Annotated in this window: 17 protein-coding genes; 9 read left to right on the top strand and 8 right to left on the bottom strand. The window is 72.7% G+C overall.

The window, feature by feature from the left end:
* The first annotated feature begins 524 nt into the window (after positions 1 to 524).
* The 4 genes from ACIBVP_RS01955 to ACIBVP_RS01940 all read left to right on the top strand — a co-directional run bounded on the left by ACIBVP_RS01955 (position 525) and on the right by ACIBVP_RS01940 (position 6,555).
* Complete coding sequence (locus tag ACIBVP_RS01955; protein WP_396104066.1) at positions 525 to 4,010, top strand: glycohydrolase toxin TNT-related protein; 3,486 nt, start codon at positions 525 to 527, stop codon at positions 4,008 to 4,010.
* Positions 4,011 to 4,028: 18 nt separating this feature from the next.
* Positions 4,029 to 4,496 carry a hypothetical protein gene (locus ACIBVP_RS01950; protein WP_396104065.1) on the top strand — a complete coding sequence of 156 codons (468 nt, stop codon included), beginning with the start codon at positions 4,029 to 4,031 and terminating at the stop codon, positions 4,494 to 4,496.
* Positions 4,497 to 4,518: 22 nt separating this feature from the next.
* The gene (locus tag ACIBVP_RS01945; protein WP_396104064.1) at positions 4,519 to 6,051 is read left to right on the top strand and encodes a TNT domain-containing protein; all 1,533 of its coding nucleotides are present in this window, start codon (positions 4,519 to 4,521) and stop codon (positions 6,049 to 6,051) included.
* Between the two features lie 90 nt (positions 6,052 to 6,141).
* A complete protein-coding gene (locus tag ACIBVP_RS01940) occupies positions 6,142 to 6,555 on the top strand; it encodes a hypothetical protein (RefSeq protein WP_396104063.1) in 414 nt (137 codons plus the stop codon).
* Positions 6,556 to 6,560: 5 nt separating this feature from the next.
* Here the strand turns inward: ACIBVP_RS01940 and ACIBVP_RS01935 are convergent, their stop codons facing one another.
* A complete protein-coding gene (locus tag ACIBVP_RS01935) occupies positions 6,561 to 7,145 on the bottom strand; it encodes a TetR/AcrR family transcriptional regulator (RefSeq protein WP_396104062.1) in 585 nt (194 codons plus the stop codon).
* Between the two features lie 67 nt (positions 7,146 to 7,212).
* Here ACIBVP_RS01935 and ACIBVP_RS01930 point away from each other — a divergent pair, with 67 nt between their 5' ends.
* Both ACIBVP_RS01930 and ACIBVP_RS01925 read left to right on the top strand, forming a co-directional pair.
* Positions 7,213 to 7,725, top strand: coding sequence for a GNAT family N-acetyltransferase (locus ACIBVP_RS01930; RefSeq protein WP_396104061.1), 513 nt, complete (start codon positions 7,213 to 7,215; stop codon positions 7,723 to 7,725).
* A gap of 53 nt (positions 7,726 to 7,778) precedes the next feature.
* Positions 7,779 to 9,548 (top strand): Hsp70 family protein, encoded by a 1,770-nt coding sequence (locus ACIBVP_RS01925; protein WP_396104060.1) that lies wholly within the window; start codon positions 7,779 to 7,781, stop codon positions 9,546 to 9,548.
* Between the two features lie 7 nt (positions 9,549 to 9,555).
* On the opposite strand, the gene ACIBVP_RS01920 is transcribed toward ACIBVP_RS01925, so the two are convergent.
* Positions 9,556 to 11,334 (bottom strand): AMP-dependent synthetase/ligase, encoded by a 1,779-nt coding sequence (locus ACIBVP_RS01920; protein WP_396104059.1) that lies wholly within the window; start codon positions 11,332 to 11,334, stop codon positions 9,556 to 9,558.
* 101 nt (positions 11,335 to 11,435) lie between these two features.
* On the opposite strand from ACIBVP_RS01920, the gene ACIBVP_RS01915 reads away from it, so the two are divergent.
* Together ACIBVP_RS01915 and ACIBVP_RS01910 are read left to right on the top strand one after the other, a co-directional pair.
* Positions 11,436 to 12,590 (top strand): TetR/AcrR family transcriptional regulator, encoded by a 1,155-nt coding sequence (locus ACIBVP_RS01915; RefSeq protein WP_396104058.1) that lies wholly within the window; start codon positions 11,436 to 11,438, stop codon positions 12,588 to 12,590.
* A 114-nt stretch (positions 12,591 to 12,704) separates the two neighbouring features.
* Positions 12,705 to 13,625, top strand: a complete 921-nt coding sequence (locus ACIBVP_RS01910; protein ID WP_396104057.1) for a hypothetical protein — start codon at positions 12,705 to 12,707, stop codon at positions 13,623 to 13,625.
* Positions 13,626 to 13,642: 17 nt separating this feature from the next.
* Here the strand turns inward: ACIBVP_RS01910 and ACIBVP_RS01905 are convergent, their stop codons facing one another.
* From ACIBVP_RS01905 to ACIBVP_RS01885, 5 genes are all read right to left on the bottom strand, one after another.
* Positions 13,643 to 14,302 carry a DUF899 domain-containing protein gene (locus tag ACIBVP_RS01905; protein ID WP_396104056.1) on the bottom strand — a complete coding sequence of 220 codons (660 nt, stop codon included), beginning with the start codon at positions 14,300 to 14,302 and terminating at the stop codon, positions 13,643 to 13,645.
* Positions 14,299 to 14,769: an SRPBCC domain-containing protein gene (locus ACIBVP_RS01900; RefSeq protein ID WP_396104055.1), complete on the bottom strand. Its 471-nt coding sequence runs from the start codon at positions 14,767 to 14,769 to the stop codon at positions 14,299 to 14,301. Before ACIBVP_RS01900 ends, ACIBVP_RS01905 begins: the two co-directional genes overlap by 4 nt.
* Complete coding sequence (locus ACIBVP_RS01895; RefSeq protein ID WP_396104054.1) at positions 14,766 to 15,095, bottom strand: ArsR/SmtB family transcription factor; 330 nt, start codon at positions 15,093 to 15,095, stop codon at positions 14,766 to 14,768. The genes ACIBVP_RS01900 and ACIBVP_RS01895 overlap by 4 nt, the downstream gene beginning before the upstream one ends.
* A gap of 1 nt (position 15,096) precedes the next feature.
* Entirely contained in the window at positions 15,097 to 15,528 is a 432-nt protein-coding gene (locus ACIBVP_RS01890; RefSeq protein WP_396104053.1) for an SRPBCC domain-containing protein, read from the bottom strand.
* A gap of 75 nt (positions 15,529 to 15,603) precedes the next feature.
* Complete coding sequence (locus ACIBVP_RS01885; RefSeq protein WP_396104052.1) at positions 15,604 to 17,379, bottom strand: gamma-glutamyltransferase family protein; 1,776 nt, start codon at positions 17,377 to 17,379, stop codon at positions 15,604 to 15,606.
* A 71-nt stretch (positions 17,380 to 17,450) separates the two neighbouring features.
* On the opposite strand from ACIBVP_RS01885, the gene ACIBVP_RS01880 reads away from it, so the two are divergent.
* The gene (locus ACIBVP_RS01880) at positions 17,451 to 18,344 is read left to right on the top strand and encodes a LysR family transcriptional regulator (RefSeq protein ID WP_396104051.1); all 894 of its coding nucleotides are present in this window, start codon (positions 17,451 to 17,453) and stop codon (positions 18,342 to 18,344) included.
* On the opposite strand, the gene ACIBVP_RS01875 is transcribed toward ACIBVP_RS01880, so the two are convergent.
* Positions 18,321 to 19,580: a cytochrome P450 gene (locus ACIBVP_RS01875; RefSeq protein ID WP_396104909.1), complete on the bottom strand. Its 1,260-nt coding sequence runs from the start codon at positions 19,578 to 19,580 to the stop codon at positions 18,321 to 18,323. The genes ACIBVP_RS01880 and ACIBVP_RS01875 overlap by 24 nt on opposite strands.
* Between the last annotated feature and the right edge of the window lie 411 nt (positions 19,581 to 19,991).

Raw genomic sequence — 19,991 nt, 5'->3', positions numbered from 1 at the left:
CGGGCAGCTCGTCGCCAGGCAGCTCGTCCCCGGGCGGTTCCTCACCGGGCAGCTCCTCGCCCGGTGGGTCTGCACCGGGTGGTTCGACGCCCGGCAGCTCGACCCCGGGCGGCACCACTCCGGGTGGCCCGCCCGCGGGTGGCCCGACCCCGGGTGGCCCCGCTGCAGGCAGTCCTTCCGTGGGTGGTCCTTCCGCAGGCGGCCCGACCCCGGGTGGGCCATCCGCCGGTGGACCCATGCCTGGCGGGCCGACACCTGGCGGCGTGCCCGCGGGTGGCCCGGCTCCGGGTGGTCCCGCGCCCAGCGGCCTGTCCACGGCAGGCCCTGCGCCGAGCGGCCCGACGCCTGCCCCCAATGCAGGTGGCCCCACGCCTGGCGGACCGACCCCGGGTAGCCCCGCACCCGGTGGTTACACGCCCGGTGGCGGCTTCGGCCCGACCGGCGGTCCCGCCCCGGGCGGCCCGACGCCGACCGGTTTCAACTCCCCCGGCGGGGATGGCCACAACCAAGGTGGCTTCGGCCCGATGGGCGGCGCCCCCATGGGTGGCGCGCCCGGCGGTGGCCCTGGCGGCCGCCCCGGCGACGGTTCCCACTACTCCTCGACCGACGCGAGCACCGCCGCGCCCTCGGCGTTCGCCGACACGGGCACGTACACCGATCCGCGTGGTGGCGGCGCACAGCCCGACCAGCGCGGTATCCCGTCCCAGCCGCAGCCACAGCCGAACCAGGGTTTCGCGACGCCACCACCGGCGGCGGGTGGCTTCGGCGGTCCGCAGCAGGGTGGCGGCCCGTCCGGACGTCCGGAGTTCGGTCCGGGTGCCCGCCCGTTCGGCCCCGGCGCCAACCCGAACCAGGGCTTCGGCCCGAGCCCGGAAGGGCTGAACCGCCCACAGACCGGCGCCCCCACCCGCCCCGACGCGGGCACCCCCGGCGGACCGGCCCGCCCCGGCACGCAGCCCGGCGGCCCCGCACCACGACCGGACGCGGGCACCCAGCCCGGTGGCCCGGCCCGACCGGACGGCAGCACACCGCCGAGCGGCCCGCGCCCCGATGCGGGCACCCAACCGGGCGGCCCGACCACCCGGCCCGACGGCACCCAACCGGGCGGCCCGACCACCCGGCCCGACGGCACCCAACCCGGCGGACCCACCAACCGGCCCGACAACACCCCACCCGGCGGCCCCACCAACCGCACGGACACCCAGCCGGGACCGGCGACGCGTCCCGACGGGAGCCCGAAGCCGGACGCCGGGCCTCGCCCCGACGCCACGGCCACCCCGGACACGCGTCCCGACGCGTCGCCGGAACCGGACGTCTCCCGGTCCCCGGAGCCGGACGTGTCCCGCTCCCCCGACGACAACACCCCGTCGGACAGCACCCCGGCCGACGGTGACCCGCCGATCAACGGCGAGGACTCCGACGGTCCGACGCCCGACTCCCCGGACAACACCGACACGGACACCGACAGCGACACCGACAGCGACGGGCCGCCGGTCAAGGGTGACACCGACGACGGGCCGAAGGTCGACGAGAACGGGGTTCCGCTCAACTACCTCGGCAACCGCCAGGGTGAGCACGACTTCGCCGACATGGGCGAGTACATCCCGATGGGCGGGGACCGGTCCAACGGGATGGGCAGCTACGACCAGCGGGTCGCGCCGCTCATCTCGGACCACAACCCGTGGGGCGAGCACGGCACGCGCGACGAGTTCAACGCGCACCACCGGCCCGACGGCACGTTCATGTCCAACCAGTGGCCGCCGAACGACGGTGCGGTGGCCGGGTCGGAGCGGCAGGTCACGCTTCCCCCCGGCACGGTGCTCGACCGGTTCGGTGCCGAGAGCGGTCGTTTCCTGTCGCCGCTGGGCACGGACGGGCAGCCGTACCACTACCGCGACCGGGCGATCTTCCCGGACAACGCGGAGGTCGGCTACCACGTGTACATCGTCGACGACCCGAACGGGTTGCCGGGGACGCTCGCCGACGTCGCGCCCGCGCTGGGGCAGCCCGGCGGTGGCCGGCAGTTCACGCTGCCGGAGGACGTCAAGCTGGCGCAGCTGATCGCCGACGGCACGATCCGCGAGGTGCACGTGCCGCCCGCGGACGGCCGGGTGCTGCCCGAGTCGTTCGGCCGGGACAGCGGTGACGGCACGCCGAACAACGACACCATCTCGGTGGACGACGCCCACAACGGCACCGACACCACCGACGGGCCCGGCACCACGGACACGACGCCGCCGCTGCCGGACAACCTGCGACAGATCGCGGACGACAGCAGCTTCCGCACCCCGGCGGGTGGCGCGCTGTTCGACCAGTCGGACGTCCGGACCCGCAACGCGGCGAACGCGGTCGCGCCGATCGACGGTCACTTCATCCTCGACGTGCACAGCGACGGGCAGCACGCGATCGTCAACGGCCAGCAGCTGAACGGCCAGGACCTCGCCGACCTCGCCCGCCACATGGGCTGGAACGGCACCGACCCGATCATCCTCAACGGGTGCGAGGCGGGCCGCGGCCCGGACGGGCTGGCCGCCGACCTCGCGCGGGCCTCGGGTGCGCAGGTCATCGCGCCGACCGAGCGGTCCTGGTCCGGTGAGCAGAACACCACGCCGTACTCGTCCAGCGTGGACAGCGTGGACGACCGCGGCCGTGCCCGGCCGACCATCCCGCCGGACGGCGGCTGGCGGGCGTTCGACCCGGACGGCGGCATGCGCGACACCGGCAGCAACGGGCTGCCGGTCGACACGCAGTCCCCCGCCACCACCGGCGACGCCTCGGGCACGCCGGACGACGGGCCCAGCCCGACGCCGACGCAGGACAGCGACCAGCCGTTGCGGTTCGGCGACGACGTGGACCGCGGCCGGATCCAGTCGCCGTGGAACCCGCCCGCGCCCACCGACCCCGGTGCGCCGCACACGATCACCGTGGACAACAACGCGGCCGCGGCGGCGAACCAGAACGACCCGCACCGGCCGCTGCGCGACGGCGAGCGGCTGATCGGGCGGCCCGGGCTCACGCCGAACTCGCAGTACAACGTCCCCGGCCGGGGCACGTACTACACCGACGGGAACGGCACGATCACCCACGCCGACCTCGAGGTGTCGAACACCCGCGACGGGATCAAGGCGGCGGGCGCGGACCAGAACCCGGACGCGTCGTACCCGGAGCCGAACACGACCTACCGGGTCGCGGTGGGTGGTTCCGAGCACGTCTACACGACCGACGCCGCCGGGCTGCCGCCCCGGTACACGGACTGGAACCCGCCGACGCCCACTGGTGGCACGGTCAACTTCCCCATGCCGGGTCTGCCGCCGACCGACCCGCGGGTCCGGCCGCCGACACGCGGCGACGCGCTGTCCGACCGGGCCTGCTGGCCGCCGAACTCCCAGATCGTCCACACCACGCCGCACGGCACCACCACGCTCTACACCGGTGACGCCGACCCGAACACGGGCACGGCGCGGGTCGTGGCGATCGACACGTGGTCGAGCCCGGGTGCCGGGGCCAACAACAACGTCCTGGTCAACGACCTCAACCCGGAGCTCAACAACCTCCCGCCGAACACGGTCACGCGCATCAACGGTCAGGACGTCTACGTGACGAACGACCACGGCGTGACCTACCACGCCACCGACGAGCGCACCTACGGCCACTCGGCGCCACGCAGCCAGGAGGCGCAGGACCTGATCGCGGCGCTGGGCACCGGCACCGACGGCGGCCACATCCGGCCGACCGGGGCGGACGGCGCACCCGACGCGCGGAACCAGTTCCCGCAGGACAGCGACGAGAACCGGCCGCAGAAGGGGCAGCCGTCCCGGGAGACCTGGTACGGCCAGGACATGGAGGCGGGGCGCGAGCAGCGCCGCGGCACCACCCACCTGTGGCACGACTTCGTCACCGAGGGCTCGACCACCGGCAACCCGGCTCAGCCGACCGTCGTGCACGAGCGGTGGGTCATGCGGGACAGCAGTGGCAGGATCAGGCTGCACTTCCGGCGTTACGACAACTAGCAGGAGAAACGCGACACGATGTCTGAGCCCTGGGACGAGCAGGCCCGCCAGAAGCGGTACGAGGAGCTGCTGCAGCAGATCGGTGCGGCGCTGATCGGCGCCGCGCCGCAGGGTTGGCGCCGGATCGACCTGATCGCGAAGATCGCCGAGGGGGTGCAGGACTTCGGCCTCACGGTGATCATGTCCGACATGTCCACCCCCGAGGTCGACCCGCCGGCCGCGGCCGGGCAGGCGCTGCTGGAGCTGCGCAAGCTGATGTACGACCAGCAACGCGGTGCCTGGCTGTCGGCGAGGTACGTGATCAACCCGCCGGGCGAGTTCCGTATCTTCTACAACTACGACCACGACCCGCTGTGGGAACCGCCGATCGCGCCCGCGTACTTCGAGCGCGACCTCGCGACCTATCCGCGGCCCGCGGAGGCGGTCCCCGGCTGGCTCCGGCGCACGATCGAACAGGCCAGGACAGGCCAACCGGAAACGAACTGACCTGGTAGGAGGACCTCCTTTCATGACCCGCCCAACGCCGCTCGGTTTCGAGGAACAGCGGGACCTGCAGCGCAGGATCGCCGACCTGCTGGTCGTGCGCGCGCCCGCCGACCGGGACCAGATCAGGGTGATGTACCGGGCCGTCGGCAACCACGAGGAGCTGGTCGGGCACATCCTCGGCATCGACGGCCAGCTCCGGCCGTGGGACGCGCCGCGCGAGCTGGTGGAGTTCTTCCGGCCGCTGCGGGCGGGCATGTACAAGGAGGAGGTCGGCACCTGGTACGCGGCCAGCACCGTGGTCGAGTACCCGATCAAGATCTCGGTCAACTACCTGTACAAGGAAGACCCCCGCTGGGCGCAGGCGCCGCCTCGCACGGCCGTGCTCGACGAGCTGGAGATGTTCCCCCGGACACCGGCCAACGTCGCGGACTGGATGAAGACCGTCCTGCCGAACGCGGAGCGGGTGGCCGAGGTCGCCGGCCGGTTCCGGCACGCGCGCATCTTCGACTACCGCGACCCGAGCGGCCGCCCGGTCGTGAACCGGACGCCGGTGCCCGAGAACGAGGTCGCCGGCGTGCTGGAGTACCTCAACACCGCACACGTGATCATGGGTGGCCGCGGCTTCGACAAGGACCTGTTCGTCCCGGACAGCGCGGCCGACGTGCCCGCCGCGTTCCACACCGACGGCACGTGGATCTGGCCCGCGTCGGTGCCGCACTACCTGGCCAAGCACGGTGTGCCGCCCGAGACGGACCTCGTCGCGCACATCCGCGCGCAGGGGTTCACCCCGCCGCGGCTCGACCAGGACGTCAAGGACGCCGCGTACATCGCGCTCACCGGCGAGATCCCGCAGCCGCGGCCGCAGCAGGCGGCCCCCGCGGCCGCACCGCAGGCAGCCGCACCGCAAGCAGCCGCACCGCAAGCCGAGCCCGGGCAGCTTTCCGACCGCGACCGCCGGGTGCTGGCGATCATCGAACGGCGGGTCAGTGAGGCGGGCGCCCTGCCGGAGGCCTACCGGATCCTCGGCTCGGCGGAAGGCGCGATGTGCCTCGAACGGGTCGGCGAACAGTGGCAGGTCGCCGACTACGAGCGGGGCAAGCCGCGCAACCCGCAGCGGTTCACGCAGCTGTGGGACGCGGGCGCCTACCTGCTCGGCTCGCTGTCGATCATCCCGTCGACGCTGCGCGCGGGCGGCGGCGACCGCAACACCGCGCACGCGCTCAACGACTGGCCCGTCCAGCCGCTGCCGGGCGAGCCACCGCTCACGCTGTTGTCCCACAAGCACATCGCGGTGCTCATGCCGGGTCGTGAGCTGGTCCGCTACGGCCAGCCCGCGGGAAACCTGACTTTCGCGGACGGCACCGAGTTCTCCGCCATGTCGCTGCGTGCGGAACGCGAGCAGCAGGGGCCGAACCGTTTCCGCGTGGCGCGGGAGCTGCGGACGTTGTCGGGGCAGACCGTGCCGTGGCACAACCAGCCGGGCGGCGGCACCGCGTACCTGCTGCCGAAGTCCGTCGAGGAGCACCTGGCGGACGGCAGCCTGACCGAGGCGTGACCGCGAAAGCTGTGATCGGTTGACACGACGTCCCCATAGCGTCGCCCTCGTCGACAAGGCGAGACGAGCTGAGACGAACAAGGGGATGTCATGGGACTGTTCGGCAACCGCAAGAGCCGCGAAGAGCGCGGTGTCGAGATCGCGAACAAGGTGGCCAGCGGCAAGGGGTTCTACGGCCGGGTGACGAAGGCGTTCCTCGGCGACGAGGACTTCAGCCGGCTGCAGGGCGCCGTCGGCGCGATCAACAACGGCGTGGACGTCCAGGCGTTGGTCGCGTCGGGCGTGCCGACGGTTCCCGCGACCGTGGTGTCCATCGAGGACACCGGGCAGCTGGTCAACTTCGACCCGGTCGTGGACCTGGTCGTGCAGTTCGCCGACGAGAGCCGGTTCGCGTTGCGGACGCTGGTGTCGAAGCTGCGCATCCCGCGGGTCGGCGAGGCGGTGCGGCTGGTCGCGGACCCACGGCTGCCGGGTGCGTACCTGTACGCAGGCCCGGCGGAGTGACGTAACTACAGGTCGAAGGCGGCCAGGGTGGCGTCGAGCATCGCCTCCTGCGCTTCGGGCGGGTAGGCGGCCGGGTCGGCGGAGGCCAGGGCCGCGGCACCCTCGACCATCGCGACCAACGCCAGGACGGTCGTCGTCACGCGCGGTGTCGGCCACGTGGGGGCGACGGCCGCGACGAGCCTGCCGATCCGGTCCCGCCAGGCCGCGTTGTTCGCGTGGTGCAGGGCGGCCAACTCCTCGTCGCCGACGGTGGCGGCCAGGAACCCGACCCACACGACGCTTTCCCTGGCGGTTTCCTCGTCCAGCGCCATGCCCTGCGCGAGCACCGCGCGCAGGGCGTCCCGCGGGGTCGCGGCCGCCGCCTCGAGGGCCTCGACACGGCCGCGGGTGCGCTCGTGGAGGAGTTGCCGCGCGTGCTGGAGCAGCGCGCGGCGGTTCGGGAAGCGGTGCATGACGAGGCCCGTCGTGCAGCCTGCCGCCGCGGCGACCGCGCGGATGGTGAGGCGTTCGATCCCTTGTCCGGCAAGGACGTCCCAGACCGCGCGGGACAGCCGCTCCTGCTGGGCGGGCAGATCGGCCGTGCGTGACATCCGTCGCGACTCCTCACCATCTCTCGTAGCAACTGTTACGGTAACAGATGTTACGAGAGGAGTAAGCGTGCCGGACTGGATCATCGAAGCGCGGCCGTGGGACGACCCGGCGGGCGCCGAGCTGCGGCGGCGGCAGCGCGCGGAGCTCGACGCGCGTTACGGCAGCGACGACCACGAGCCCGGTCCCCCGCCGACGGCGGCCGACGTGGACGTCTTCCTCGTCGCGGCCGACGCGGACGGCGTGGCCGTCGCGTGCGGTGCGCTGCGCCGCCTGGACGCGGGTGCCGCCGAGATCAAACGGATGTACGTGACCCCGGACCGGCGCGGCTCCGGGGTCGCGACGAGCGTGCTGCGCGCACTGGAGACCGCCGCGGCCGAGCGCGGTTGGCGCACGCTGCGCCTCGAGACCGGCACCGAACAGCCCGACGCCCAGCGGTTCTACCGCCGCGAGGGCTACCACGAGATCCCGTTGTTCGGCGGCTACGTGGGCTCGACGCTGTCGGTCTGCTTCGAGCGCGCCTCCCCTGACCGTTCGTGTGTTGCCCCATGCGGTAATCAATCTGCGATTGCGTCTGATTGACTTTACTTGCTTTGGTTTGCTTTGATGACGTGTGGCCGTCACAGGGAGGTGTCGTGCGCTACACGGTGGGTGTCGACCTGGGCACCACGTTCACCGCCGCCGCCGTCAGGACCGCCGACGGGACGCGGATGGTCGCGTTGTCGCAGGAGATCGTCGTCCCCGCCGTCGCCTGCCACACCCCCGACGGGAAGCTGCTGACCGGCCACGCCGCCATGCAGGCCGCGGCGGGCACCCCGGCCCGGCTCGTGCGTGGCTTCAAGCGCAGGCTCGGCGACCCGACGCCGCTCGTGCTGGGCGGCGCCGCCTACTCACCGGCGGCGCTGATGGCCGCGCAGCTGCGGGACGTGCTGGACCAGGTGACCAGGGCGATGGCCGCGCCACCGGAGTCGGTCGTGCTGACGTGCCCGGCGATCTGGGGGCCCTACCGGCGGGAGCAGTTCGCGGAGGTGCCCAGGCTGGCCGGGCTCGGCGACCACGAACCGCTCACCGAGCCCGAGGCGGCGGCCCGGCACTACAGCCGGGAACGCACGCTCGGCGACGGCGAGGTGGTCGCCGTGTACGACCTGGGCGGCGGCACCCTGGACACGACGGTGCTGCGGATGCGCGGCGGCGCGATGGAGATCCTCGGTACCCCCGAGGGCGTCGAGCACCTGGGTGGCATGGACTTCGACGACGCGCTGCTCGCGCACCTCGACGAGCGGCTGGACGGCGCGATCAGCGGACTCGACCCGGCCGACCCGGCCGCGGCGGGTGCGCTCGCCGCGATCCGTGCGCGGTGCGTGCGGGCGAAGGTCGAACTGTCGACCGAGCCGGACGTGACGGTGGCCGTACCGCTGCCGTCCGGGCCACGTGAGGTGACGGTCACCCGGCGGGAGTTCAACGACGCGATCCGCCCGTCGGTGGCGCTGACGACCGACGCGCTGCGGCGGACGATCGAGTCGGCGGGGTTGCGCACGGACGACCTTTCTGCCGTGCTGCTCGCGGGCGGCTCGTCGCGGATCCCGCTGGTCACGCAGGCGGTGCACGAGGAGTTCGGCACGCCGGTGCGGGTGTCGCAGCATCCGAAGTACACGGTGGCCCTCGGGGCGGCGACAACGGCGACGCCTGCGGCGACGGTGACGGCGACCGCGCCTGTTCCGGTTCCCCCGCCCCCGCCCGCTCCGGCGCCGCGGCGGCGGTGGCTCCTGCCCGCGGCCGCCGGCGTGGTTGTTCTGGTCGCGACGCTGGTGGCCGCGCTGGTGGTGTTCGGCCCCGACGACGGCCACGCGGTCGCCCAGGCGCGGTCCGGGCCGCTGGTGGTGTTCGACGACGACTTCGCGGGCCCCTACCGCGGGTACGTCGCGTCGGCGGAGAAGTGGGACGGGACCGAGGTGCTGGGTGGGCGGGCGGCACACACCGCGGTCGCGGCGGAGGTGTCCGACGGGTTGCGGGTCACGTGGAGCGGTGCCGCGCCCGGGCAGGTCTACCTCCAGTCGGTGAACGCGGTGGACCTGTCGTCCTTCGTCGACGACGGGGCGCTGCGGTTCGACGTCGTCGTGCACGCGTCGGCGGGTGGTGCGGTGTCGGTGGCGGCGCACTGCCGGTATCCGTGCGGGGCCGAGTTGCCGCTCACCGAGGTGTTCCGCGGGTTGTCCGCGGGCGAGCGGGCGCGGGTGACGATCCCGGTGCGGTGCTTCACCGAGGCCGGTCTTGACGCATCGGTCGTCAACACGCCGTTCCTGGTGTACGGGCACGGGGCGTTGGACGTGACGTTCCGGGACGTCGAGTGGGTTCGGGGAGCGGCGTCCGCTGCGGACGCCCTGTCGTGCGAGGAGCTTTCCTGAGCCGCGGTCAGCCCGCGTAGAGCTCCTCGATGACGTCGGCGTAGCGCTGTTCGATCACCCGCCGCCGCAGCTTGAGCGTCGGGGTCAGCTCCCCGCTCTCCGGGCCCCACGCGCGGTCCAGCACGCGGAACGCCTTCACCTGCTCCGGTCGCGACAGCGCCGCGTTCGCGCGTTCGACCGCCGCCGCGATCTCCGCCCGCACCACCGGTTCCGCGGCGAGGTCCTTGAGTTCCACAGTGGACAAACCGTGCGCACCCGCCCACGCCGGGACCGCCTCCTCGTCCAGCACCAGCACCGCCGTCAGGTACGGGCGGCGGTCGCCGACCACCACCGCGTAGCCGATCAGCGGATGTGCGCGCAGCAGCGACTCGACCTTGCTCGGCGCGATGTTCTTGCCGCTCGCGGTGATGATGAGTTCCTTCTTGCGGTCGGTGATCCGCAGCATCCCGTCGTCGTCGACGGTGCCGATGTCACCGGTCGGCAGCCAGCCGTCCGCGTTCGTCGCGGGCTCGATGCGGCCGTCCCCCTGCAGGTAGCCGAGGAACACCAGCGGGCCGCGGACCTCGATCTCGCCGTCGTCCGCGAGCCGGACCGCCATGCCCGGCATCGGCAGGCCGACCGTGCCCGCGCGGTAGCGGTCGGAGAACGTGCTGGTGGCCGCGCCCGTGGTCTCGGAAAGTCCCCAGACCTCCATGATCGGCATGCCGAGACTGCCGAAGAACTCCAGCACCTGCGCCGGAATCGGCGCCGCGCCGCTGCCGAGCCGGACCGCCTCCGCGAGCCCGAGCCGCTCACGTAACGGGCGCAGCACCACCCGGTCGGTCTCCTCGAACGCCGTCGCCTGCTCGGCGGGCAGCTCGTCACCGGTGGCGCGGACGCGGTAGGCCTCGGCGGCCAGCTCACGCGCCCGGTCGATCACCGCGCGACGCTCGTCGTCCAAGGTCGACAGGATGTGCTGGACGCCCGCCGCCATCTTCTCCCAGACCCGGGGCACTCCGAAGAACCCCTGCGGGCGCACGGTGTTCAGGGTGGGGAGCAGCTGGGTCGGGTCGGCGCAGATCGTCACGTGCCCGGCCGAGTAGACCGGCAGGTACATGCCCAGCACCCGTTCCGCGATGTGCGCGAGCGGCAGGTACGCGACCGTCCTCGGGTGCTCCGGCGTCGGCTGCACCAGCTCCTGCAGCGCGCACTGGTACAGCACGTTGCGGTGGGACAGCACGACGCCCTTCGGGTCCCCGGTGGTGCCGGACGTGTAGATCATCGCGACCGGGTCGTCCTGAGCGGCCTCGGTCAGCGCCGTGTCGTGCCCGGACGCGCGCAGGTCCGCGTACCGGAGGTGCGTGCCCGCGGCCTCGTCGACGACCACGACACCCCTGAGACCCGGCATCTCGGCGAGCGCGGGACCCCAGCGCACCAGCTCGGCCGGACCTTCGAGCACCACGACGGTCGCCGCGCTGTGCAGGGCGACCTGCCTGATCTGCTCGGGGCTCAGCGTGGCGTACGTCGTGCACGGGATGGCTCCCAGCTCGACGGCCGCGAAGTCGACGACCCAGTGCTCCGGGCGGCTCGACATGGCGATGAGCATGCGGTCACCACGCCGCAACCCGAGCTCGGACAGCCCGCCCGCGACCGCGAGCACCTCCTCCCCCAGCTCCCGCCAGGTCATCGTGCGCCCGTCTGCGCCGGTCAGCGCGGGCCGGTCACCGTGCACCGCGGCGTTGCGCCGCAGCAACCGGGTGACCGTCCACGAACCGAGCGCCGCCTGTACCTCATCGGCCGTGACCATTGTTGCTCCTGCCGAATCGCGACTAACTTCTGACGCCATCTTGGCAGGTGTAAGGCATGTTGGACAATCCCCTCTCCCGACCTGGCGATACACTCCCGAGCATGGAGCCCAGCCAGCGCCGACGGCCGAAGGACCGCAAGGCGACCATCGCGCTCACCGCGGCCGAGCTGTTCTGCGCCCGTGGGTTCCACAACGTCGGCGTCGAGGACATCGCCAAGGCCGTCGGCATCACCGGCCCGGCGATCTACCGGCACTTCCCCACCAAGCAGGCGATCCTCGCCGCGGCCACCGAGGAGCTCGGCAACACGTTCGCCGAGACCGTCGCCGCGGCCGGCGGGCTCGACGCCGCGATGACCGCGCTCGTGCGGTACACGCTCGACCGCCGGTCCGTCGCGCGGCTCTACCAGTGGGAGGGCCGCCACCTGTCCCCCGAGGCGCGGCCGAGGGTGGCGGAACGGTTCGACGGCGCGGTCCACGCGCTGCGTGACCAGCTGGTCGACAGCAGGCCCGCACTGTCCAAACGGGACGCCGCGACGCTGGTGACGGCCGCGCTGAGCGTGATCGCGAGCCCGTCGACGCACCGGGCGAGCCTGTCGCGGGCGGCGGCCGAACGCGTGCTCACCGCGTGCGTCCGGACCGTTCTCGCCATCGACCTGCCCGAACCGCGCGGGGACGGGCCCCGCGACCACGACCCGGAGCGGCTCGCGCTGCTCCCCCGCCGTGAACGCCTGCTGGCCGAGGCCGTGCGGCTGTTCCGCGAACGCGGGTACCACGAGGTGAGCATCGCGGACATCGGCGAGGCGGCGGGCATCAACGCCTCCAGCGTGTACACGCACTTCGCGGGCAAGGCCGACCTGCTCGCCGCCGCCTACTACCGCGCCACGAGCCGTCTGGAGCTCGCCACAGCCGCGGCGCTGGTCGACGCGGGCACACCGGCGCAGGCACTGCGGCAGCTGGTGGAGACGTACGTGCGGATCACCTTCGACGGTGCCGACCTCACCGCCGTGTACGTCTCCGAGAGCGAGAACCTGCCCGCACCCGACCGCCACCAGCTGCGGGTCGCGCAGCGGCGGCACGTCGACACGTGGGTCGGCCTGCTGTCCGAAGTAGACGGAGCGGAACCACCCGCCGCGACCCGGTTCCGCGTCCACGCGGCACTGAACGTCGTCACCGACCTCGCCCGCTCCGGAGGCGCGTCCGTGACCGAGGAGCGGACGGTGACCCTCGTCCGCAGCCTTCTCTCCACAGTGGACTGATGCTGGAGGGTCGCTGGACGGCGGCTGGATTGGCGTCGTTCGGCCGATTGTCAGCGTGGCCGCGTTGGTCGACTCTCGAAGTACGCACCAGTCCAGCCGGAGGTGGAGACGCCCATGACCGACGTGGTGACCGATCCCGAACAGCGTACCCGCAACGGCGGCGCCGTGGCGGCGAGCGTGGCGGCGGGCATCCTGCTCGCCATACTGTGGTCGTACGAGTTCGTGGACAGCGTGATCGGCGACAACGTGGCGAACACCCTGTTGGGCCACGAGGCGAAGGAGACACCGATCGTCGGGACCGGCGCCGGGTTGCTGTTCGCGTTCGTCTCGGGGTTCGCCGGCACGTTCACCGCGTGCAACATCGCGATGGCCGCGTCGATCGGGCCGATGAGCCAGGCGGGCGAGCGGCAGCGGGCCGGCACGTCGCGAGCGCTGTTGCGGACACTGGCACGGCCGCTGGGGGCGTTCACCGCGGGGATGGTGACGGTGTCGGCGGCGTACGGGTTCGTCGGGGTGCTGCTCGGCGACACGCTGCCGCAGCTGTCGACGGCCTCGGTCGGCGAGATGCCCGTGCGGTTGCTCCAGTCGTCGGTGGTGTTCGGGCTCGTCGGGCTGGCGCTGGTCTACCTGGGGCTGGCGGCGCTCGGGGTCGTGCGGGACGTGTTCGCCGGCCGGCCGATGGCCCGGGTGGTGTTCCTCGGGGCCCTGGTGGGGGCGTTTCTCATCGGCCGGCCGTATCCGCTGTTCGTGAAGCTGTTCAACTGGGCGGCGGACACCGGGAACCCGTTGTACGGGGCGGCGACGTTCGCGTTGCAGTCGGTCGGGAACATCGCGATCGTCGCGGCGTTGTTCGCCGTGCTGATCCTCGCGACCCGGGGGCGGTTCCTGAGCTGGCTGGCCGGATCGCCCCGGCGGCTGAGCCTGGTCAGCGGGACGCTGCTGCTCGCACTCGGGGTGTTCACGGTCGTGTACTGGGATCTGCGGGTGCCGTCGATCTTCGGGTTCGGCTGGTTCCCGCAGATGCCGTACAACTGACGAGGTGTCCCGCTGCGTCAGTACGCGTCGTGCCAGTTCCACCACTCGTACGGCGGGGTCTGCGGGTAGCCCTCCGGGGAGTCCTCCCACGCCTCCTGCCTGCCCAGCGCCGTGATGTCCAAATAGGACCACGTGCTGCCCATCGCCTCGTCGCCGCGGTTGTTGACGAAGTAGGTGCGGTAGACGCGGTCGCCGTCGCGGACGAAGGCGTTCGTGCCGTGGTAGTCGTCGACCCCGAAGTCGGTGTCGAAGTCGTCCAGGATCGTGTACCAGGGCATCGTCCAGCCCATGCGGGCCTTCACCCGGTCGACGTCCGGCTGCGGCGCGCGGGACGCGAACACCAGGGACGTGTCGCGGGCGTGCAGGTGGCGGACGTCGGCGACCTGGTCGGCCACCAGCGAACAGCCCTTACACGCGTGGTCCGGCCAGCCTTCCACGCCCGGCTCCAGGAACGCGCGGTACACGACGAGCTGCCGCCTGCCCGCGAACAGGTCCAGGAGGGTGGCCCGGCCGGACGGGCCCTCGAACGCGTACTCCTTCTCCACCGCCACCCACGGCATCCGCCGCCGGGCCGCGGCCATCGCGTCCCGGGCCCGGGTCAGCTCCTTCTCCTTGACCAGCAACCGTTCCCACTCGGCCTGCCATTCATCCGCCGAGACGACAGGTGGTGTCCTCACCGGGTCACCGCCTCCTCCGGCACCTGGTGGCGCCCGTTCGCGTTGGGCCTGCCCGTGCCCGTGGTGATCAGCTCCCACAGGCTCGTGCCGACGTAGAAGCCCCACGCGTTGACGCAGACGTCGTAGCACTCGTACGCCGACACGAGGCCGTGGTGGGTGAAGCGGACCTCGGTGCCGCTGCCGGTCTCCGCGATCTCGAACGTGAGAGTGGTGCCGATCCACTCCGTCTTGTCCGCGGTGAAGCCGAAGTGGTTGTCGAGCACCAGCCACGTCACCTGGCGGTCCGGGACCACCTCGGTCACCCGGATGCGGCAGCGGTGCAGGTCCTTCATGTGGTAGTCGAACTCGTCACCGGCGGCAGCGGTGGCGCCCTCGATCTCCGCCGACCACCAGCCACGCACGTTGGTGACGGCGGCGAAGACCTCGGCCGGGCTCTGGTCGACGGTGAGTGTGGTCGTGTAGCTCATGATCCCTCCAGGTGGGTTCGAAGTGCGTCCAGGCGGCCGTCCCAGTCACGGGCCAGGGCGGCCAGGTACTGCTGTGCGACCCGCATCGGTGCGGAGTGCAGCCGGTAGCGGACGCGGCGCCGCTCCCCCGGCTCCGCGGCCACGAGCCCGGCCTCGGTCAGCAGGTTGAGGTGTTTGGCGATGGCCTGCCGCGTGATCGGCAGGCGCGTCGCGAGGTCGGTGGCGGTGGCCGGGCCGCCCGACGCGAGCGCGGCGAGGATGCTCCGCCGCGTCGGGTCGGCCAGCGCCACGAAGACCTGCTCGGCGACCGCCTCCATGGCGGACATCTCAGGCGGCGTCGAGGTAGGCGACCAGGTCGCCCAGCTCACTCGCCCAGCCAGTGGTGTTGCCGCTGAACGCCTTCTCGTGCGCGTCGTCCGGCAGCTGCGCGAACCCGGTCTCGACGACGGTGAGGCGGGTGCCACCGCCCTCCTGCTCGAGCGTGAACTCGACGTACGTGCGACGCGGGTCTTCCTCCGGCAGCCCGTAGATGTGCCAGGTGAACCCGAAGACCGACGGCTCCTCGACCCGCTCGACCCGCATGCTGGCCGTGTCACCACCGTCCCAGCTCATCGACACCGCACCGCCGGGGCGCAGGTCGATGCTCGCCTCGTTGCCGAACCACGAGGCCAGCCCTTCGGCCGTGGTCAGCGCGGCCCACACCTTCTCGCGCGGCTGCTTCAGCTCGACCACGCGCTCGATCCGATCCGGGAAACCCATGTCATGCCTCCATCGTGTAGCAACCCAACGGTTGCCACACTATTGCAACCCGATGGTTGCGTCAAGGCGTTCGGGTCATCTGCCCGCGGCGTACCCCTGCATCCCCCTCGGGTTCGCGCCCGCGGCCAGCACGCCGGTCTCCGGGTCACGCGCGACCGCGCACAACCGCCCTTCCGACCACGGTTCACCGACCGTCACGACGTGGCCGCGGCGCTCCAGCCCGGCGATCACGTCGTCGTCCATCCCGGCCTCGACGGTGACACCGCCCGGCACCATCGCGCGCGGGTAGAACGAGCTCGGGAAGCTCTCCGTGTGCCAGTTGGGCGCGTCGATCGCGCCCTGCAGGTCGAGCCCGTCGCGCACCTTCCCGCGCAGTGCCACGGCGAGCAGGAAATGCAGGCTCCACTGGTCCTGCTGGTCGCCGCCGGGCGTGCCGAACGCCATCACCGGCACCCCGTCGCGCAGCGCCAGCGACGGGCTCAGCGTCGTGCGCGGACGGCGGCCGGGCGCCAGCGAGTTGGGCAGGCCGGGGTCGAGCCACGTCATCTGCAGCCGGGTGCCGAGGGGGAAGCCGAGTTCGGGGACGACCGGGTTGGACTGCAGCCACCCGCCGCTGGGTGTCGCGGCGACCATGTTGCCCCAGCGGTCGACGACGTCGACGTGGCACGTGTCGCCGTCGGTGCGGCCGTCCTTGGCGACCGTCGGTTCCCCGGCGCCCGCGGGGACGGGCACGTCGGCGCCGCGGGTGACGTGCTTGCTGAGCCGGGGTTCCCGGCCGCCCGGCCGTCCGGGGCGCAGTTCGTGCGCGGCCCGTTCGCCGACGAGCGCACGGCGTTCTTCGTTGTACGACGGGGAAAGCAACGTCTCGATGGGCACGTCCGTGCTGTCGCCGTACCACGCCTCGCGGTCGGCCATCGCGAGCTTCGTGCCCTCGATGAGCGTGTGGTGGTAGCCGGGGGTGCCGTAGTCCAGTTCGGACGGCAGCAGCGCGAGTTGTTGCAGGAAGACGGGCCCCTGGCTCCACAGACCCGCCTTCGCCACCGTCCAGCCGTTCCAGGTGAACGTGGCGGGGTCCTCGTAGTGCGCGGCGAACGCGGCGAGGTCGTCGCCGGTGAGCGTGCCCGCGTGCCGTTCACCGGAGGTGTCCATGGCGGGCCGCGTCGCGAACCCGGCGAGCGCCTCGGCGATGAACCCCTCCCGCCACACCGCGCGGGCGGCGTCGATCTGCGCCTCCCGGCCGGGACCCGCGGCCTCCGCCTCGGTGAGCAGCCGCTGCCAGGTCGCCGCGAGCACCGGGTTGCGCAGCAACGAGCCGGGGGCGGGCGACCTGCCGTTCGTCAGGTACAGCGCGGCCGAGGTGGTCCACTCGGTCTCGAACAGCTCCCGCACGGTCTCGACCGTGGCGCCGACGCGCTCGACAGCCGGGTGCCCGCGTTCGGCGTAGCCGATGGCGTAGGTCAGCACGTCACGCAACGTCTTGGTGCCGCGGTCGCGCAGCAGGAGCAGCCAGGCGTCGAACGCGCCGGGCACGGCGGCCGCGAGCGGCCCCGTGCCGGGCACGAGGTCGAGGCCGAGCGCGGTGTAGTGGTCGATGGTCGCCCCCGCCGGCGCGGGCCCCTGTCCGCACAGGATCCGCGGGGTCTGCCCGGCGGGCGCGAGGATGATCGGCACCTCGCCCGCCGGGCCGTTGAGGTGGGGCTCCACGACGTGCAGCACGAAGGCGGCCGCCACCACCGCGTCGAAGGCGTTGCCGTCGTCCTCCAGCACGGCCATGGCGCTCGCGGACGCCAGCCAGTGCGTGGACGACACCATGCCGAACGTGCCCTGCAGAGTCGGCCGTGTGGTGAACATCCACCGAGTATCGCGGCCACGCGACGATCACGTCCAAGACATCTGGGGCACCACTCCGATAGCGTGCGGCTATGGAACGGCGGCAGCTGGAGTACTTCGTCGCGATCGTCGAGCACGGCGGGTTCACCCACGCGGCCCGCGCGCTGCGGGTGGCGCAGCCGTCGCTGTCCCGGGCGATCGGCAAGCTGGAGCACGAGCTGGGCGTGGCGCTGTTCCACCGGGTCGGCCGCAACGCCGTGCTGAGCAACGCGGGCGAGCTGGTGGTCGAGCGGGCCAGGCTCGTGCTGCGGGACATGGACGCGCTGCGGGCGACGGCCCAGGCGGTCGGCACCAGCGCGGCGGGCCGGGTCGACGTCGCCGCCACGTCGTCGTCGGCACTGGAACCGGTGATCAGCACGGTCGCGGCGCTGCGTGACCGGCATCCGGGCGTGATGGTCAGCACCCGGTCCGCGCTGTCCGCGGCCGAGGTGGTCACGATGGTGCTGCACGGCCGCTGCGAGATCGGGGTGTGCGCGAGCCGCGAGCGGCCGGCCGGCCGTGGACTGGTCACCCACCACCTGCGGGACGAGGAGTTCCTGGTCGTCGCGCCGCCGGACACGGGGCTGGGCGCGGGCGCGGTGAGCCGGGAGGACCTGCGCGGGCTGCGGTTCGTGGTGACGAAGCCGGGCACGGCGGTGCGGACCCTGTTCGACCAGCTGGCGGGCAGCGTCGGCGACCTGACGATCGCGGCCGAGGTCGGCGACCGCAGCGTCGTGCTGCCGATGGTGCTGCGCGGCATCGGCGCGAGCCTCATGCCGGACGGCTGGCGCGACCTGGCACAGCGGGCGGGCGCGGAGGTGTACCGCTTCTCGCCGAGGGAGCGGCTGCCGCAGTGGCTCGTGCACCGCTCCGGCCCGATCACGCCCGCGACGCAGGCGTTCCTGGACGTGACCCTGGCGGGGTCAGCCGTCGAGGCGGACCGGTAGCCGCTCGAAGCCGCGCAGGATGCGGGTGCCGCGGCGGGTGGCGCCCGGCAGGCGCCGCAGCTTCGGATACCGCGCGAACAGCGTCCGCAGCCCGACCTCGCCTTCCATGCGGGCCAGGGCGGCGCCGAGGCAGTAGTGGCGGCCGGCGGAGAACGCGATGTGCTCGCGCGCGTTGTCGCGGCGCACGTCGAACCGGTCCGGGTCGCTGAACACCCCGGGATCCCGGTTCGCGGCGGCGAGGATCGTGGTGACCAGTGCGCCCTTCGGCACGGTCACCCCGGCGACCTCGGTGTCGCGCAGGCACGTCCGCCCGGTCAGCAGCACCGGCGGGTCGAGCCGGAGGATCTCGTCGACGGCGTTCGGCCACGCCGACGGGTCGGCCGTGAGCGCGTCGAGCTGGCCGGGGTGGTCGTGGAGCAGGGCGACGCCGTTGCCGAGCAGGTTCACGGTGGTCTCGAACCCGGCGGCGAGCACGAGGCCGGCCGTGGCCCGCAGCTCGCGATTGTCCAGCCCGACCCCGTCCTCGCGGGCCGCGACCAGCTTGCTGAGCAGGTCGTCGCCGGGGTGGGTGCGCAGGTGGTCGAGGTGATCGGTGAGCCACGCGTCGAAGGCGGCGAGCGCGGCCTCGACCGCGCGGAACTGCCGCCACGGCAGCCCCATGTCGAGGCTCGGCGCGGCGGCCGTCCCCATGCGCAGCACGCGCTCCCGCTCCGAGGCGGGCACCCCGAGGATCTCGGCGATGACGGTGACCGGCAGCAGGCTGCAGTACGTCTCGACGAGGTCCGTCGGCTCGGCCGGGTCGATGGCGTCGAGCAGCTCGTTCGCGATCTGCTCGACCCGTCCGCGCAACTCCTCGACCGCGCGCACGGTGAACACGCGGGTGACGAGCTTGCGGTAGCGGGTGTGGTCCGGCGGCTCGGTCACCAGCAACGACGGCGGCGCGACCGGGTGGATGAACTCCACCGCCGACCAGCCCGCCAGCCGCCCGGGCAGCCGGTCCGAGTCCGGCGCGATCCCGCTGCGGAAGTCGTTGCTGGTCAGGACCTGTTTGACGGTGGTGTGGCTCGCGGTGAGGTAGGAGAAGGCGCCCTTGTGCAGTGGTCCCTGGGCGCGGATCTCGCCGAAGAGGCCGTCGAGTTCGGCCGTCGACCCGGACGCCGAGCCCGCGAACAGGCGCGCCTGGAGGTCGCCCTTGCGCGCGGCGGCCAGGAGCGCGACACGTGGGAGGCCGTGCATGAGCCCCCACCGGACAACCGGCTTGACCACGTTCTCGACCCGGCCCACGTTCCCTCCTCGGTGGTACTGGAGCGTACCAGCCTAGTGGTTGTGGTCGGGCGTGTTGAGGTTTGGCAAGAGTGGGCTGCCCTCCGGGGGGCCTCGCCGGACGGGCAAGTCCCGGGGAGGGGGCTCACGATTCGGTCTCGGGGTTCTTTGGCATGGATGGGTGGCCTGCCCTCCCGTCGACCTCCCTGTGGGCTGGCGCCCGGCTTTTCTGTGGTGGCCGGGTGCTGAAGGGGTCCTTCATGTCGGGGGGGGGGGGGGGGGGGGCCCCCCCCCCCCCCCGCCCGCCCGCGAGGCAAAGACCAATATTGCCCTGAACCGGTGGGGGGGACGCGGGGGAGGGGTGGTGGGTGGAGTGGTGTATTA

The organism is Actinophytocola sp. NPDC049390, from assembly GCF_044466355.1.
Classification (GTDB): Bacteria; Actinomycetota; Actinomycetes; order Mycobacteriales; family Pseudonocardiaceae; genus Actinophytocola.
This window is presented reverse-complemented; position numbering and strand designations above follow the sequence as displayed.

Coding starts and splice junctions, on each gene's coding strand:
- ACIBVP_RS01955 (WP_396104066.1), top strand. CDS start 525: ATGGGCGGCGCCCCCATGGGTGGCGCGCCCGGCGGTGGCCCTGGCGGC.
- ACIBVP_RS01950 (WP_396104065.1), top strand. CDS start 4,029: ATGTCTGAGCCCTGGGACGAGCAGGCCCGCCAGAAGCGGTACGAGGAG.
- ACIBVP_RS01945 (WP_396104064.1), top strand. CDS start 4,519: ATGACCCGCCCAACGCCGCTCGGTTTCGAGGAACAGCGGGACCTGCAG.
- ACIBVP_RS01940 (WP_396104063.1), top strand. CDS start 6,142: ATGGGACTGTTCGGCAACCGCAAGAGCCGCGAAGAGCGCGGTGTCGAG.
- ACIBVP_RS01935 (WP_396104062.1), bottom strand. CDS start 7,145: ATGTCACGCACGGCCGATCTGCCCGCCCAGCAGGAGCGGCTGTCCCGC.
- ACIBVP_RS01920 (WP_396104059.1), bottom strand. CDS start 11,334: ATGGTCACGGCCGATGAGGTACAGGCGGCGCTCGGTTCGTGGACGGTC.
- ACIBVP_RS01915 (WP_396104058.1), top strand. CDS start 11,436: ATGGAGCCCAGCCAGCGCCGACGGCCGAAGGACCGCAAGGCGACCATC.
- ACIBVP_RS01910 (WP_396104057.1), top strand. CDS start 12,705: ATGACCGACGTGGTGACCGATCCCGAACAGCGTACCCGCAACGGCGGC.
- ACIBVP_RS01900 (WP_396104055.1), bottom strand. CDS start 14,769: ATGAGCTACACGACCACACTCACCGTCGACCAGAGCCCGGCCGAGGTC.
- ACIBVP_RS01895 (WP_396104054.1), bottom strand. CDS start 15,095: ATGTCCGCCATGGAGGCGGTCGCCGAGCAGGTCTTCGTGGCGCTGGCC.
- ACIBVP_RS01890 (WP_396104053.1), bottom strand. CDS start 15,528: ATGGGTTTCCCGGATCGGATCGAGCGCGTGGTCGAGCTGAAGCAGCCG.
- ACIBVP_RS01885 (WP_396104052.1), bottom strand. CDS start 17,379: ATGTTCACCACACGGCCGACTCTGCAGGGCACGTTCGGCATGGTGTCG.
- ACIBVP_RS01880 (WP_396104051.1), top strand. CDS start 17,451: ATGGAACGGCGGCAGCTGGAGTACTTCGTCGCGATCGTCGAGCACGGC.
- ACIBVP_RS01875 (WP_396104909.1), bottom strand. CDS start 19,580: ATGCACGGCCTCCCACGTGTCGCGCTCCTGGCCGCCGCGCGCAAGGGC.